The 14,645-nt window shown below is 62.1% G+C and carries 9 protein-coding genes; 5 read left to right on the top strand and 4 right to left on the bottom strand.

Annotation, left to right across the window (positions count from 1 at the left end; genetic code table 11):
- Positions 1 to 6 precede the first annotated feature (6 nt).
- The 3 genes from plsY (at position 7) to Q0G75_RS01805 (ending at position 5,674) form a co-directional block, all read left to right on the top strand.
- Positions 7 to 672 carry a glycerol-3-phosphate 1-O-acyltransferase PlsY gene (gene plsY / locus Q0G75_RS01815; protein ID WP_294414821.1) on the top strand — a complete coding sequence of 222 codons (666 nt, stop codon included), beginning with the start codon at positions 7 to 9 and terminating at the stop codon, positions 670 to 672.
- Between the two features lie 5 nt (positions 673 to 677).
- Positions 678 to 1,691, top strand: coding sequence for an NAD(P)H-dependent glycerol-3-phosphate dehydrogenase (locus Q0G75_RS01810; protein WP_294414822.1), 1,014 nt, complete (start codon positions 678 to 680; stop codon positions 1,689 to 1,691).
- A 467-nt stretch (positions 1,692 to 2,158) separates the two neighbouring features.
- Positions 2,159 to 5,674, top strand: coding sequence for a M6 family metalloprotease domain-containing protein (locus Q0G75_RS01805; protein ID WP_294414823.1), 3,516 nt, complete (start codon positions 2,159 to 2,161; stop codon positions 5,672 to 5,674).
- A 142-nt stretch (positions 5,675 to 5,816) separates the two neighbouring features.
- On the opposite strand, the gene Q0G75_RS01800 is transcribed toward Q0G75_RS01805, so the two are convergent.
- The 3 genes from Q0G75_RS01800 to Q0G75_RS01790 form a co-directional block, all read right to left on the bottom strand.
- Positions 5,817 to 6,680: an Mrp/NBP35 family ATP-binding protein gene (locus Q0G75_RS01800; protein ID WP_042435988.1), complete on the bottom strand. Its 864-nt coding sequence runs from the start codon at positions 6,678 to 6,680 to the stop codon at positions 5,817 to 5,819.
- 487 nt (positions 6,681 to 7,167) lie between these two features.
- A complete protein-coding gene (gene bsh / locus Q0G75_RS01795; protein ID WP_294414824.1) occupies positions 7,168 to 8,094 on the bottom strand; it encodes a choloylglycine hydrolase in 927 nt (308 codons plus the stop codon).
- A gap of 469 nt (positions 8,095 to 8,563) precedes the next feature.
- Positions 8,564 to 8,929 (bottom strand): hypothetical protein, encoded by a 366-nt coding sequence (locus tag Q0G75_RS01790; RefSeq protein WP_294414825.1) that lies wholly within the window; start codon positions 8,927 to 8,929, stop codon positions 8,564 to 8,566.
- 526 nt (positions 8,930 to 9,455) lie between these two features.
- Between Q0G75_RS01790 and Q0G75_RS01785 the strand changes: the two genes are divergently transcribed.
- Both Q0G75_RS01785 and Q0G75_RS01780 read left to right on the top strand, forming a co-directional pair.
- Positions 9,456 to 11,522, top strand: coding sequence for an elongation factor G (locus Q0G75_RS01785; RefSeq protein ID WP_294414826.1), 2,067 nt, complete (start codon positions 9,456 to 9,458; stop codon positions 11,520 to 11,522).
- A gap of 695 nt (positions 11,523 to 12,217) precedes the next feature.
- Positions 12,218 to 13,522: an amidohydrolase family protein gene (locus Q0G75_RS01780; protein WP_294414827.1), complete on the top strand. Its 1,305-nt coding sequence runs from the start codon at positions 12,218 to 12,220 to the stop codon at positions 13,520 to 13,522.
- 280 nt (positions 13,523 to 13,802) lie between these two features.
- Here the strand turns inward: Q0G75_RS01780 and Q0G75_RS01775 are convergent, their stop codons facing one another.
- Positions 13,803 to 14,645 (bottom strand): Abi family protein, encoded by an 843-nt coding sequence (locus tag Q0G75_RS01775; RefSeq protein ID WP_294414829.1) that lies wholly within the window; start codon positions 14,643 to 14,645, stop codon positions 13,803 to 13,805.

The following is a 14,645-nucleotide window of genomic DNA, read 5'->3' as shown; positions in this document are numbered from 1 at the left end:
GCCGCTGTGGAACTGCTGGGAGCATTAGGGGTTTTCGTCATCTCTTTCCTGCTGGGGTCCATCCCCTGGGGCGTCATCATCTCGAAGGTGTTCTACCGCACCGACATCCGCGAGCACGGCTCGGGCAACATCGGCACCACCAACGCCATGCGCACCATGGGCAAGGTGGGCGGCAGCGCCGTGTTCGTGCTGGATTTCGGCAAGGGCATCGTATCGGGCCTGATCGCGGCCGCGGCTGCGGCCATGTTCGGCGGCGGTATGTCGCTATCGGGCCATGTCATCGGCTATGACGACTTCGTCACGGTGGCCTTCTTGGGCTGTGTATGGGGACACATTTTCAGTCCTTGGCTGGGATTCAAGGGTGGCAAAGGCGTTGCCGTCGCCGTCGGCTGTCTGTTCGTGACGTTCGGCTGGCAGGGCGCGTGTCTTGAGCTGGCCATCTTCGCCGTGCTGGTGCTTGCCACCAAGTACGTGTCGGTGGGTTCCATCGCCGCCGCGGGGGCGTGCCCGCTGTTCGCCGCGTACTACTTCTTGTATGCCACGTTCGCGCCCGCAGCGTGGGTTTGCACCACGGTGGCGGCGCTGACGGTGATCTGGGCACATCGCGGCAACATCGCGCGCCTGCGCGCCGGCAACGAGCGCCGCATCGGGCAAAAGGGTAAGGAAGCGTAAGGAAAGTGGACGACGACATGAAGGTTGCAGTCATCGGCGCCGGTTCATGGGGAACCGCGCTGGCGCAGACGCTGGCCCTCAACGGGCATAACGTGAGCCTGTGGGCCCGCAAGGATTCGGTGGTGCACGGCATCAACCACGAGCACGTCAATCCGCGCTACCTTTCGGATGCGAAGCTGTCCGAGAATATCGTGGCCACCACCTCGTACCGCGATGCGCTGCATCGTGCGAAGGCCGCCGTCATCGTGACGCCGTCGAATCTGCTGCGCGGCGTGGCGCGCGTGCTGTCCGACGTGGTGGACGACCAGTTCCCGATCATCATCTGCTCGAAGGGCGTGGAGGCCGATAGCGGCTATCTGCCTGTGGGCGTGTTCGAGTCCGAGCTTGGCAACAAGGACCGCTTGGCGGTGCTTTCGGGCCCTAACCATGCCGAGGAGGTCATCAAGGCCAAGCCGGCGGGCACCGTGATCGCATCGTCGAGCCAGGACACGGCGGTGATGTTCCGCGACCTGTTCGTCGCGCCGACGTTCCGCACCTACACCAGCGACGACGTCACGGGCGTGGAGCTGTGCGCCGCGTTCAAGAACGTTATCGCCATCGCGGTGGGCGTGGCCTACGGCCTGGGCTACGGCGACAACACGGCCGCCATGATCATGACGCGCGGTTTGGCCGAGATGAGCCGCCTGACGGTGAAGTGCGGCGGGCAGGCAATCACGTGCATGGGCTTGGCCGGCGCGGGCGACCTGATCGCCACGTGCACCTCCGAGCATTCGCGCAACCGTTCGTTCGGCGTGGAGCTGGCGAAGGGCGGCACGCTTGATGCGTATCGCGAGCGTACTCACATGGTCGTCGAAGGCGCGCTGGCGTGCAAAACGCTGAAAACGCTGTCGGAGGCCTATGATGTCGAGCTGCCCATCACCGACGTGGTGCGCAGCGTAGTGTGGGAAGGCGCCGACCCGAAAGCGGCAGCAAAGGACCTGTTCGCACGCCCGTTGACCACCGAGTTCTACGGACTGTAGTCCGACCTGGGGTTTCTAGGCTGTGTCTTGCCGAGTGAACAGGGGACGGAGGTGTGTTCGTCCGGTGTTCTACGGGCTGCAGGGATGGCTTGGGAGCTCCGAGGCCGTAGCACGCCTGGGGCTTACTGGCTGCAGGCTGGGTCTGGACATTCGGACTAAGGATTTGACCGGGGCCTCTCAGGGCTGTATAGTCCGATTTGATATGATTTTGCCGAAGAGCGGTTGCTGTGTTTAGCGGCAGCCGCTCTCTTTATGAGCTCCGAACAGTGAACAGTGGGGGGTGAACAGGGGACGGAGGTGTGTTCACGCGCCATCGTAGCCGCATGAGCAAGAGACGACGACCGCGTGAACATACCTCCGTCCCCTGTTCATGACGAACGCACCTCTGTTTCCGTTTCGCTAGCAAGCTTCTGAAAGACGAAAACCGGCAGGCGGATGACGGGCCCCTCCCTTGCGAAAGGAACCGCATGAGCAATTACTCGTCCACCGTTGATACCCTTGCGCGTCAGGTGAAGGTCATCGCTTCCAGCGCGGTTGCGGTCATCGCACTGGCCTTGGCCTTTGCGACCGCGCCTGCTGCGGCGTTCGCCGTTGACGCAGCCGGTGCTGGCGACCAAGGCTCGCCGTGCGTCCCCACCCAGGAGCAAGTTGAAAGCTACCGTGCGGACGGCTCGCTCGACGAGCGTGCGCAGGTTGCCGAGCGCCTTGGCCATGCGCAGCTGTCTGCCGATCTGACGCAGCAGGCTCTTGCGCGGCAAGCGGCGGCGCTCGGCCAAGGCGCGGATATGTTCTCGCTGCGCTTCGCGGTTCCTTCGGTTTGGAAGAGCGGTATGGCAACGGTCGGCGCCGGGCGCGTGCTGGCGTTGCGTGTGTCGTTCCCGGACTATTCCTTCGCCGACGATGATACGCTTGAGGCGCTTGATGCGCTCATCAACGGCGGCGCCGCCTCCGCGTTCCCTTATGAAAGCCTGCACGCCTACTACCGGCGCGCGAGCTACGGTGCGCTCGACATCTCCGGAACCGCCGTGGACTACCAGGCCAAACACGAGCGCAGCTACTATCAGCACGACATCAACTCGCTGTTCGTCGAAGCGCTCGACGCGCTTGACGAGACCCTGGACCTTTCGCAATTCGATGGAAACGGCGATGGGTACATCGATTGCGTGTACCTGCATTTCGCCGGGCCCGATGCCGGGTGGGGAAGCACCTGGTGGAGCCAGGAATGGACGGTGCCGCAGCAGGCTCCTCCCGAGGCGTATGAACGTTCATGGGATGGCATGCGTCTGTGGAACGCGTTCCTGCTGGCCGACAACTGCGCTGCGGACATGGCGGCTTCCACGCTCATTCACGAAACGGGCCACGTGCTCGGCCTTCCCGATCTGTACAGTTATCGGAAATCGACGGTCGGCTTGTCGGGGCGTTCGGGGTGCCTGACGTTCGACCTGATGGACAATAACGCCGGCGACACCAACGCCTTCTTCAAATGGATGCTCGGTTGGATTGACGAAAGCAAGGTCGTGCGCGTGGTCGCGAACGCCGATGGGATCGACGTGCAGCGCGGCGGCGTCACACAGCACTACGACGAGCATTCGATCGATCAGGTGCTTTCCGCGTTCACGAGCTCCGACCTTGCAGAATGTGGCGGGTTTATCGCCGTGTCCGATTCCGACGATCTGCTTGACCCGACGAAGGGCCTGTTCTCGTCGTTTTACCTGCTGCAATACGATCGCTATGCCGGCAACCAGTCGCTGGTGTACAAGCGCGGCGGTCAGGATTTCGAGCTGCCGTCGGGCTTCAGGCTCTTCCGTGTGCAGGCGGCGCTTTCCGCGGAAGGGAACGACTACCTACATCAGAACACCTCCGGAGCGCCCGGCAACCAGCTTATCGAGCTGGTCGACCCCGACATGGACGCCACCCACTCCGAAGGGATCGGTTACGCGCCTGCTGCGATCACGGGCGACGGGTACGGGTGCATGCTGTATGCCGGCCAGGAGGTGTCGCCGACCACGTATCCCTCCACGAATTTCGGCGAGAGCATTGGCGGCGGTTTCACGGGATTGACGTTCTCGTTTGGCGAATGCGGCGAAGATTCCGGCGCCGTCACCGTTTCCTGGTCGGACGCCGACGAGCCGGTTCCGGGCAACTTCTCCCTTTCCTTGCAGTCTGGCACGCTGCTGAACTGGGGCCCTGTGACGTTCGCCATGTCGTATCCCGCGCTTTACAAGGCGTTCGAGAACGAGGCGTTTCCGTATCTCGTGATCGACGGGAAGCGTATCTTCTCCGCCGCGGACGTGAGCGGCGAAACCGTTTCCATGCGATATCAGCTCAATCCTGGCGAGGTTTTGCCGACCAGCGCTTGCGAAGCGGTGTTCCCCGCGGGTTGCTTCTTGTTGGGCGTGGTTGATGGGCAAGAGGTGTATTCCGAGGAGATCCGCGTGCCGTTTTCCCCGTCCGGCCTGGCGAGCTTCGGCAAGCATGGCTTCTACGAGCTGGAGACCGACCCGCTCGACGAGCGCGTCGGCATATCTTCGGTGTTCGCTCGTGGCGACGGGTCACACTGCTTCCTGCGCGCGGTCGGCGAGAGCCTGTACCTGGAAACCATTGACGAGAAGGACCCGTCGAAGGTGAGCGAAGCGAAGATCGACGGCGCGGCGCTGCCAACGTATCCGCAGGCCAGCGCGGTGCTGCAGTGCGCTGGCCTGCCCGATGACCGCTGCCTGGTGACGGTATCGTTCGAGAACTTCGACGCTTCCGACTTGGCGCGCGCCTACTTGGTGGACCTTGGGTCGCATCGGGTACTCGGCGAGGCGTCCCTCAGCCGGTTCCCTGGCACCGTTCGCGCCATGACGGTGGGGAACGTGCCGGTTTTGGGGATGTATGCGTATCAGCTTGGCTTCGGCGAGGGTTATGTGATGACGTCGGCGTTCGCGGACGTTGCGGCAGGTGGGGCGGATGCGAGTGCTGCGGTTTCGGCTGCGGAGTGCGTGCTTTGGACGCGGGCGTCGGGTGTCTACGATGCGGGTGACGGGCTGATCGCTGCCATGTTCACCGAGAACGTTCTCGATGGCAACGGCTATCCCGGCGGGGTGGACCTTACGGTGCGCCTGTACGATGCCGAGTCGGTGGCGGCGCTTTTCGCGACTGCGCCCGCTCAGCTGGATCCCGATGCGCTTGCGGATTTCACCGAAAGCCTTGATCCGGTGCGCGTGTGCAAGCTGAGCGGGTATCAGGCAGTCAACGATGTGGCGGCCTGCGATGATGCCGTGTATGTGCTGGCATCGGGCCGTTTGGATGCCAGCGGGTCGCAAGGCGATGCGTCGCGTGGAGGCGCGATCGTGCGGTTCGACCGTTCGGGCGTGCAAACCGCCTGCCGTGAGCTTGTCCCGGTCAGCTCGGTTGCGGCGACGTATACGGATCTGGTCGTCGGCGAGCAGGGTGCGGTGGCGGCAACGCGCATCGCGATAGGGAACAAGGGCGCGTTCGAACCGCAGGAGACGCAGCTGTTCGATTCGTCGCTGAACGCGGCGGGGTCGTATGATTTCGTCGGGAACTCGACCGGCGGCTGGGTCGGCGGGCGTTGGGTGGCGCTGGGCTGGGATAGCTCGCGGTTCGGCAACGCCATAGGCGCCGGGGCCCCGCCCGCGGGGGTTGCTGCGGCGGTGGGCGTTGATGGCGTTGTTGCGCGAGAGGGCGAGGAACCCGACCTGCACACGCGCGTCGGCTATGCGATATCCGACGCCTTGGATGTTGCCTCTGAGCCTGAAGAGTCGGACGATTCTGAGGACCCTGATGATACGGAAGACCTTGATTCGGAGAAGCCCGATGCTTCCAAGAGCCCTGGTGGGCCAAAGGATTCGGGCGAACCGCAGGGGGCAGGCGCTTTGTCTGCGGGAACCGGCGATAGCGCGCCTGTTCTTCCGCTGGCCATCGTCGCCGTCGTCGCGCTGGCGGTTGCGATATGGGCGCGCCGTCGTAGCCGTTGACCGACGGATGACTAGGCGGTTTATTGAATCGGTGGCCGCTGTTCACCGGTTGTTGTGCATGGTTGCAAACAAAGAGAAAGCCCGCGAACTCCAATGGGTTCGCGGGCTTTCGCGATCTTAAAGGCTTGTGGCGGGATTCCCGCTATTCGGCGGCTTCCTCGTCCTGCTTTTCGGCAGCTTCGACGATCTTGTCGATGATGACGTCCAGCTTGCCTTCCACGTCGTAGTCCTCGACCTTGCCCTCGTCGCACAGGCGCGCGAACTTCGGGTCGATGGGCAGAGTGGTGTAGGCGGGGATGTTGTAGCGCTCGGCAACTTCGGCGCCCTGAGGCTCGCCGAAGATGTGATGTTCCTTGCCGCAGTCGTCGCACTTGAAGTAGGCCATGTTCTCCACCAGGCCCAGCACCTCGACGTCCATGTCATGTGCAAGGTTGACCGCCTTGCCCACGATCATGGCCACCAGCTCCTGGGGAGCCGACACGGTGACGATGCCGTCGACGGGCAGCGACTGGAACACGGTGAGCAGCACGTCGGAGGTTCCCGGAGGCATGTCGACGAACAGGTAGTCGATGTCGCCCCAGTTCGTCTCGCTCCAGAACTGGCGGATGGCGTTGGACACGACCGGGCCGCGCCATGCCACCGGCAGGTCGCCCTTGGGAAGCATGAGGTTAGTGGACATGACCTTGATGCCCGTTTGGGTTTGGCCGGGCAGGATGCCGTCGGCGTCGGCGGTCAGCGGGTTGGTGATGCCGAAGGTCTTCGGGATGGAAGGGCCGGTGATGTCGGCGTCTAGGATGCCCACCTTGTTGCCGCGCTTGTTCATTTCGCTGGCAAGCAGGCTGGTGACCAGGGACTTGCCTACGCCGCCCTTACCGGAGACGACGCCGATGACGTGCTTGACGTTGCTGCGCTTGTTCGTCTCAAGCTTGGTGGGGCCGGCAGCGGTGCGCTCGCCGCACCCCGAAACACCGCAGCTGCCGCACTCGTGCGAGCACTCTTCTGCCATGATTCCTTCTTTCTTATTGTGCTCCCAGATGCCTGGAAGCGTCACTCGTCCTGAAGGGATGATAGCACAACGCGTCAACGCGGCAGCCAATTAGCACCTGCGACGTGACATATGCGGCACATTGTCAAGCAAACCCCGCTTTATGCATTTTGAGACACTTCGGGGACGTAGCGCTAACTGTCAGCTTGCGGAGTGGCGGTCACCTCGTCTATTCCCGTCGCGGCCCGTGCGTACGTTGCCGTCTACAGCCATGCGAGCATGATCCTTGGCTGAGACGCTTCGGGGACGTAGCGCTAACTGTCAGCTTGCGGAGTGGCGGTCACCTCGTCTATTCCCGTCGCGGCTCGTGCGTGCGTTTGTCGTTTGCGGCCATGCGCGCAATGCGAGCAAGGTCCTTGGTGAAGATCGCCCGTTGGTGCGCGGCCTCGTAAAGTTGACAGATAGTCCTACGTCCCCGAAGTGTCTGGATTTGGGCGGGTGGGTGTGGCTACTGGACCTGCTGGACTTCGGTGGCGTTGAGGTCGAAGTCCTTGAATGCGGCGGTGGTGTAGGCGGGGTTCTCGTAGGTGTTGAAGTAGTAGCGGCCCTCGCGTGCGGAATAGGCGCTGGTGAACACGGTGAACTCGTTTGCGCCGTCGTTCATCTGCGCGCTTCCCTCCACCATGGCCACGCCGCCGAGCGTGCGGAAGACGCGCGCGACGTTGCCGGTCTCGGTGTCCTTCGGCGCATGATGCGCGTTCAGGTACGCCGCGCGCACGAAGCGCGAGGGCGAGTACACGTCGCCGGGCAGCCCGCGCATGCCCGCGCCGGCGCCGTAGGGCGTCAGCGTTGCGTTCGCCCAGGTCACGGAGCTAGGCGCGCCGGGGGTCACGTTCATGTAGCTGCGCAGGTTCTCCAGGTGCCACGCAAGGCCCGGCTGATTGGCAAGCACGTCGGCGGGGTCGCGCATCACCTGCAGGCCCTCGGCGGTGGACTCCACCACGATGCAGCCGCTGGCGTCGGCGATGATCCAGTGCAGCATGCTGATGGGGAAGTCGCCGAAGCCCTTGTTCACCAGCGTGATGTTCGCCAGCGCCGCCTCGACGTCGTCGACCTTGTCGAAGTTCGAGGTGACCCACAAGGGGAATTCGTACGGTGCGACTGCCGTGGTTCCCGGACGGGCGTCGTCGGGGAAGTATGCGTAGCCGGGGAAGTTCAGGCCGGCGATGGCCAGGCCGTTCTCGTTGGCGCAGTCGAAGTACAGCGGGTACCCTTCCGACGCGATGGCCATGCCCAGCACCGCACGATGCCCCGTGTTCGCGGGATGGTTGCGCGGCGTGAACGTGATGGTTTCGCCATAGCCGTACGCCCAGTCCAGGTTGCGGCCGAAATACAGGTTTCCGTCAGGGTCGGTGAATCGAATCGCCGTGCACATACGTGCCTCCGTTCAGTATCGATGCGCGGGTTTGCGCTCGCGCTTGCTCCTTCGGGGCGTTTTGCCTCTGCAGGAAAGGAATAGTACGCCTGCGACTGCTGGTTGCAATCGGAAAAGCCCTAGCGTTGCCTTCGCGTTGCGAAGCCGTTGAGCTGGCGTGCGTGCGGCTTGCGGGGCGAAGAAAGCGAGTAGCCCGCGCATCGCGCAAGGCGCATAGCCGTTGCGTTGCCAATCGACGGTTGCGAAGCCGCTGAGCGGGGGCGTGTGCAGCTTGTAGGGTGGGGATCGTGCGACAAAAAGCCCGCTGCCGTAAAACGGTATGCAGACGGATTGCCTCGAGAGAGGTTCGGGGTCAAGAGAACGAACAGCCCGCGCATCGCACAAGACGATATGCGGGCTATGGGGTTCGAAGGGTTGCTGCTGCTGGGCGCAAAGGCTCGGGAACGACGGGAAACCGCTGCTTCCTGCGCTATTTCCCGTTGCGGATCTTCTTGATGCCTCCGGCGGCTATAGCGGCGCCTGCGCCGATAGCTAGTACGCCAGGTCCGGGCAGTATGAGCATGGGAACGCCCACTGCCATGACGGCGGCGCCTGCCACGGTTTGAGCTGCGCCCGTCAGGCGTGAAGCGGCAGCGGCGGCATCTCCTTGATTGCGAACGGGGTTGCCGTGGCCGTCGACGAACGTGGTATGCAGCGGCTGATTGTCCACCTTCCCGACGCGTTTGCCGAACGAGGGCGGCGTGAAAGGCTCTGCTGCTGTTTGGGCGGCAGCGGCAGCGCCGCGCGCTGCGTCGACCGGGTTCACGTCGATGATGGGATGTTTCGGGAACGCCATGAGCTGCTCCTTATGCGTAGCGCCGCAGGGGTGCGGCGCGTGGTAAGTCTTGTGCGGGACGGGCCTAGCAGCCGCGTTCCGCTATTCGTAGGGTATCGCGCTGCGGGTGCTGCGGGCCCGCGCACGCCGACGCTGTCACCAACGCGTAACGAGTTCGCCACATGTCTCATTTTGGATTGCCGGTCGGCCCGCCTTCCTCTGCGACGAATCGGCTTGCCGGCAGCTTCGCCTTCTGGTAACGCCTTGGTTTCCCGTTCGCTTTCTCCTAGCTTTCACGCTCGTTTTCGACCCGCCTTCCCCATGATGCCTTCGAGGCCCCCGGTTTTCCCATGCGGAGCCTCTGCTCGCCGATGGATGCCTTCCTGCAACGCCCCGGGGCGTATCCATCATCAGGCGTTTTGCCGGTTCGCGGAGGGTTTTGCGCTACACTATCGGTAGTGTTCCGACCGTTTGGTTCGACTGCGTTTCGCGCTTGAATCGAGTTGGCGAATCGGGCGCGACGCCTTTATAAGGGGAAGGTGATCGTATGGCAGCTCCTGCTACCGAACATGTCCGAAACATCGTGCTGGTGGGCCAAGACGGCGCCGGCAAAACCTCGCTTGCCGAGGCCATGCTGCACGTCTCAGGCCGCACGCCGCGCATGGGCACTACCCACGACGGCAAATCCTACCTTGATTACGACCAGGAGGAGATCCGCCGCAAGTTCACCCTGGGCACTTCCGTCGCGCCCATTCCGTACCACGATTACAAGATCAACCTGCTCGACACCTCGGGCCATCCCGACTTCATCGGCGACACGCTTGCCACCATGCAAGCTGCCGAAATGGCGCTGTTCGTTATTGACGCCGTTGCAGGTCCGCAGGTCATGACCACGAAGCTGTGGCGCGAGGCCGAAGGCATGCGCCTGTCTCGCGCCGTATTCATTAACCACATCGACCGCGAGCACGCGAACTTCGACACCATCATGGCGCAGCTCCACGCGCGCTTCGGAAGCCGCTTGGGCCCGGTCACCATCCCCATCGGCGTTGCCGAGGACTTCAAGGGCGTCATCGACGTGCTGCGCATGAAGGCCCGCTATTTCGATCAGGATGGCACCACCGATGACCGCATCGAGGATATCCCGGCCGAGTACGCCGAGGCGGCGCAGATCGCGCGCGACCGCCTGTGCGACCTGGTTGCCGAGGCCGACGACGACCTGATGATGAAGTATCTGGACGGCTCCGAGCAGCTGACGCAGGAAGAGCTCGAAAGCCTGCTCGACAAGGCCATCGCGCAGGAGCTGTTCATTCCCGTGTACGTGGGCTCCACCATCATCGAGCAGGGCATCCGTTGCGTGATGAAGGATATCTGCACCTACTTCCCGCACCCGCGCCACCACGGCGCCTTCCGTCTTGCCAACGGCGAGGAGACGTTCGTGGACGAGGACGGCGAGCCGGCGGCGTTCGTCTTCAAGACCGTTGCCGACCCGTTCGTGGGACGCTTGAGCTACTTGAAGCTGATCAGCGGCGTGCTCACGCCCGGCATGGAACTCACCAACGCACGCACGGGAAAGAAGGACCGCCTGGGTCATCTGTACGTGATGATGGGCAAGGAGGCCACGGACGTGAAGTCGGCGAAGGCCGGCGACATCATCGTGGTTCCCAAGCTCACCGACACGCGCGCTGGCGACACGCTGTCCCAATCGGGCACGATGTCCATCGACCCGCTGCCGCTGCCCGTACCGCAGTATCCCGTTGCCATCGAGGCTGCCAACAAGAAGGAAGAGGACAAGGTCGGTACCTTCCTTGCGCGCGCGGTCGAGAACGACCCCACGCTGCGCGTCGCCCGTAACGAGCAGACGCACCAGACCATCGTCACGGCAATGGGCGAGGCGCAGGTGGAGACGCTGCTTGCGCGCATGAAGGAGCAGGCGAAGGTGGAGGCGCGTCTGGTTCCCGTGCGCATCCCGTATCGCGAGACCATCACGAAGACGGCCGAGGCGCAGGGGCGCCATAAAAAGCAGACCGGCGGCGCAGGCCAGTTCGGTGACTGCTGGTTGCGTATCAGCCCCAACCCTGGCGAGGGCTACGAGTTCGTCGATGAGGTCAAGGGCGGCGCCATCCCCGGCGGCTTGATCCCCGCCGTTGACAAGGGCGTTCAGGAGGCAATGGCCGAGGGTTTCTTGGCGGGCTATCCCATGGTGGATATCAAGTGCGCCGTGTTCGACGGCTCGTACCATTCGGTCGACTCCAACGAGATGGCGTTCAAGACCGCAGCGCGCATCGGTTTCCGTGCGGCATGCGAGCAGGCCGGTGCCATTCTGCTCGAGCCCATGGCAACCATGGACATCGTGGTGACCGAGGAATATGCCGGCACCGTTATGGGCGACATCGCCACGCGTCGCGGACGTATCGTAGGCACTGACTCCACTGATGAGGGCGAGACGGTCATCATGGTGCGCGTGCCGTATGCCGAGGTCATCGGCTACACCAAGGACCTGCGCGCCATGACGCGCGGTTCCGGTAGCTACTACATCGAACTGGAGGGCTACGACCCCGCGCCCGCCGATGTGACGAAGAAGCTGGTCGAGGCTTACCAGGCATCGAAGGCATAGACAGGTCCATAAGATGATTGCAGCGAGCCGTCCTGCGGGGCGGCTCGCTGTTTGCTGCGGCGAAGCGATTCGGGTTGGTGTTTGCATTCGCGCCTCCTGGTGCGTTCTTGGTTAGGTGGCTTGGTGATCGTGCGGTGTTGATCGTGGCATCGGCATGCTCCGGGTCGCAGAGTCGCCTGCATTTCGCGGCAGTCGCTTGCTTGTGGCGGGCAGGCCCTGAGTTTGCGAGGAGCCCGCCCGTTCCAAAGGGAGGAGAGGCGATGGGGAGTAAAGCAGCAGGTCAGGAGCGTCTCCCATGACACGGCCCGCTTAAATCCAGCCGCCTCATCGCCTGGTACGAGTATGATGCCGCCATCTTGCAGAACCCTTGTCCGTTACACCGAAAACTGTCGGGTGGACCTTGCAGGTTTCGGAGCAATCCTTCTGCTAGGAAGACGTCGGAATGGCTGAAAGACCTTGCAACGTTGGCGGGTTGCAGTCTCCTTAGTCTTGCAGATTTGTGAATCCCCAGGTAAGCGGGCTTCCGCGTCGTGCGCGCTAGCGTTCCGGGCCGTCTGAAGTATTTCCTTATAGCTTCGGTAACTTTTCCTCATGTGGGCATTTTTCCTAGACGGTTCGCCGAGTTCTTGGTAGGCTCGAACTATTGATTCCGCGCCATGCCCACGCATCGGCGCAGGCAAGTAAAGGGGAATGCCATGTCTTACGTATTCACGCACGCAACGCTGCTCGACGGCACGCGCGATATGCAACCGCAGGAGAACATGACCGTCGCCGTGGACGATAACGGCCGCATCAGCGCGGTCGGGCCCGCTGCCTCCACGGTGGGTCCTGCGGGCGCGCAGGAAGTGGACTTGAAGGGCGCCTATTTGATGCCGGGCCTGGTCAATCTGCATGTGCATCTGTGCGGCAGCGGCAAGCCCACCAGCGCCGGCGCGGCGGGCGACCTTATTGAGAAGGTCGTCGCCAACCCTATCGGGCGTTGGTACCTGCATCGCACGCTGCGCAAGCATGCCCAACAGCAGCTGGCCAGCGGCGTTACCACGGTGCGAAGCGTGGGCGACCCGGGCTTCGCCGATGTGTGGGTGCGCGATGCCATCAACGCCGGCAAGTACCAGGGTCCGCGCTTGGTCACGTCGGGCGTGGGTGTGACGGTGCCGGGCGGTCACGGCGCGGGACTGTTCGCGCACATTGCCGAAACGCCTGATCAGGCGCGTGAGATCGTTCGTGACTGCTTCGCCCACAAGTGCGACTTGGTGAAGCTGTTCATCACTGGCGGCGTGTTCGATGCCGAGAAGGAGGGCGAGCCGGGCGTGCTGCGCATGTCGCCCGAGATCGCGGCGGCTGCGGTGGACGAGGCTCACAAGCTGGGCATGCATACCGCGGCGCATATCGAGAGCACCGAGGGCGTTCGCGTGGGCTTGGAAGCGGGTGTGGACACCATCGAGCACGGCGGCGTTTTGGACGATGAGCTGCTGGCGCTGTTCCGCGAAAATGGCGTGGGCCGAAAAAGCTCGCTGACCTGCACCGTCTCCCCGGCGCTGCCGTTCATCAAGCTGCCGCCCGAGATGACCCATTCCACCGAGATCCAGGTGGTCAACGGCCGCATCGTCTTCGAAGGTATCGTGTCGGCTGCAAAACAGGCCTTGGAGCAGGGGATTCCCGTTGGGCTGGGCACCGATTCGGCGTGCCCGTACGTCACGCAATACGATATGTGGCGCGAGCTGGTGTATTTCGAGCGCATCGTGGGCGCAAGCCGACAGCTTGCGCTGCATTCGGCAACGCTGGGAAACGCGAGCATCATCGGGCTTGGCGACGAGACGGGTTCGATCGAAGTAGGGAAATCGGCCGACATGATCGTACTGGATGCGAACCCGCTTGATGACCTGGAGGCGCTGCGACACGTACGGCGCGTCATGGTCCGCGGCAAGTTCGCCGACAGCCTGCACGTGAAGCACCTGCCCGAACTCGATCGCGAACTGGACAAGTTCTTGCCGGCTTAATGACCTAAGAATTATCTTAATTAGATAGCTTCGTCTTCTGTTTATACGACTGGCGTTTTCGATGGCCTCGTGCTAGGGCGGCAACCCTGTGATGCGCGAGGCCTTTCTTTCGTTCGTGCTGGCCTTGTCGATCAACCCGGTTGTTTGGGTTTGCATTTTGCTGGCCTTTTTGCGAACTGAGACGGCGGCGAGCCGCACCCGCGAAGGACACAGGCTGGGCTCCCGAATGGGACCGGACGGTATCGCCGTCTAAAATCCTTTGTCCCCGGAGTCGCCGCCCTTATTCTGCTGTTAGTGATTCGACGGTCGGTATCCCCATTTCCTTCAGCATGGAGTTCGGGTCGACAATGCGCATAATCGTCTTATATTTATCGAACAGCTGCGATAACTCGTTGAAGAAGTCGAAAAGCTCTTCTTTCGGCAATATCGGGACCATTTGCTCGACCATATCCTTGAAAGCTATGTCATGAGAGCGGCCAATTTTTGCACAGTATAGACGCTCATCGTGGGCGCATAGATTGCGAAAATCTACCAGAACGGAGAAGGCATGCAGCAACTCTTGCGGTGTGATTCTTCTATTGGAGTCAGAAACTGATGCAATCGTCTTACATGCACTGTTCTGGATGCTTCGGCGTTGAAGCTGATAAAAATGGGCTATATGGCCGAAGGTCAAGTCGTTCGCGAGTACCCATAGAGGCACGAACCCATAACGGTTTACGTAATGCGATATGAAGGCTTTTCCGTCTGATCCCGCAACCTTTTTGTTCAGCACGCTCATAAGCCTCGATAGATTTGTTTGATGTATTTTCGCACGGTTGCCGGAGAAGCCTTTTGCAAACAGCATGTCCTTTGCGGATGCGTATGATGAAGTAGCAAGATAGTCGTTTGGACCTGGATTTGCCTTGCAGAAGGAATACACTACCGCGTTTTTCATGATTGCTTCTGCCTTTGCGATGTACTTGAACGTTAGCGAGCGCAAATCGCGATCGAACAGAAATAGCGAGTAAATCCACTCGAAGCGTGTTCCTTTTTGGAAAATATCATCGGCACTTTCCTTCATTGCCTGAGTGTCAAGAAAGGGCTTTTTATACCCGTTGACCACAGCATAGTAGCTTTCGCGCAT

The organism is uncultured Senegalimassilia sp. (assembly GCF_934636665.1).
Taxonomy (GTDB): Bacteria; Actinomycetota; Coriobacteriia; order Coriobacteriales; family Eggerthellaceae; genus Senegalimassilia.
Note: the sequence above shows the minus strand (reverse complement) of the source record. Positions and strands in the feature narration are given on the sequence as shown.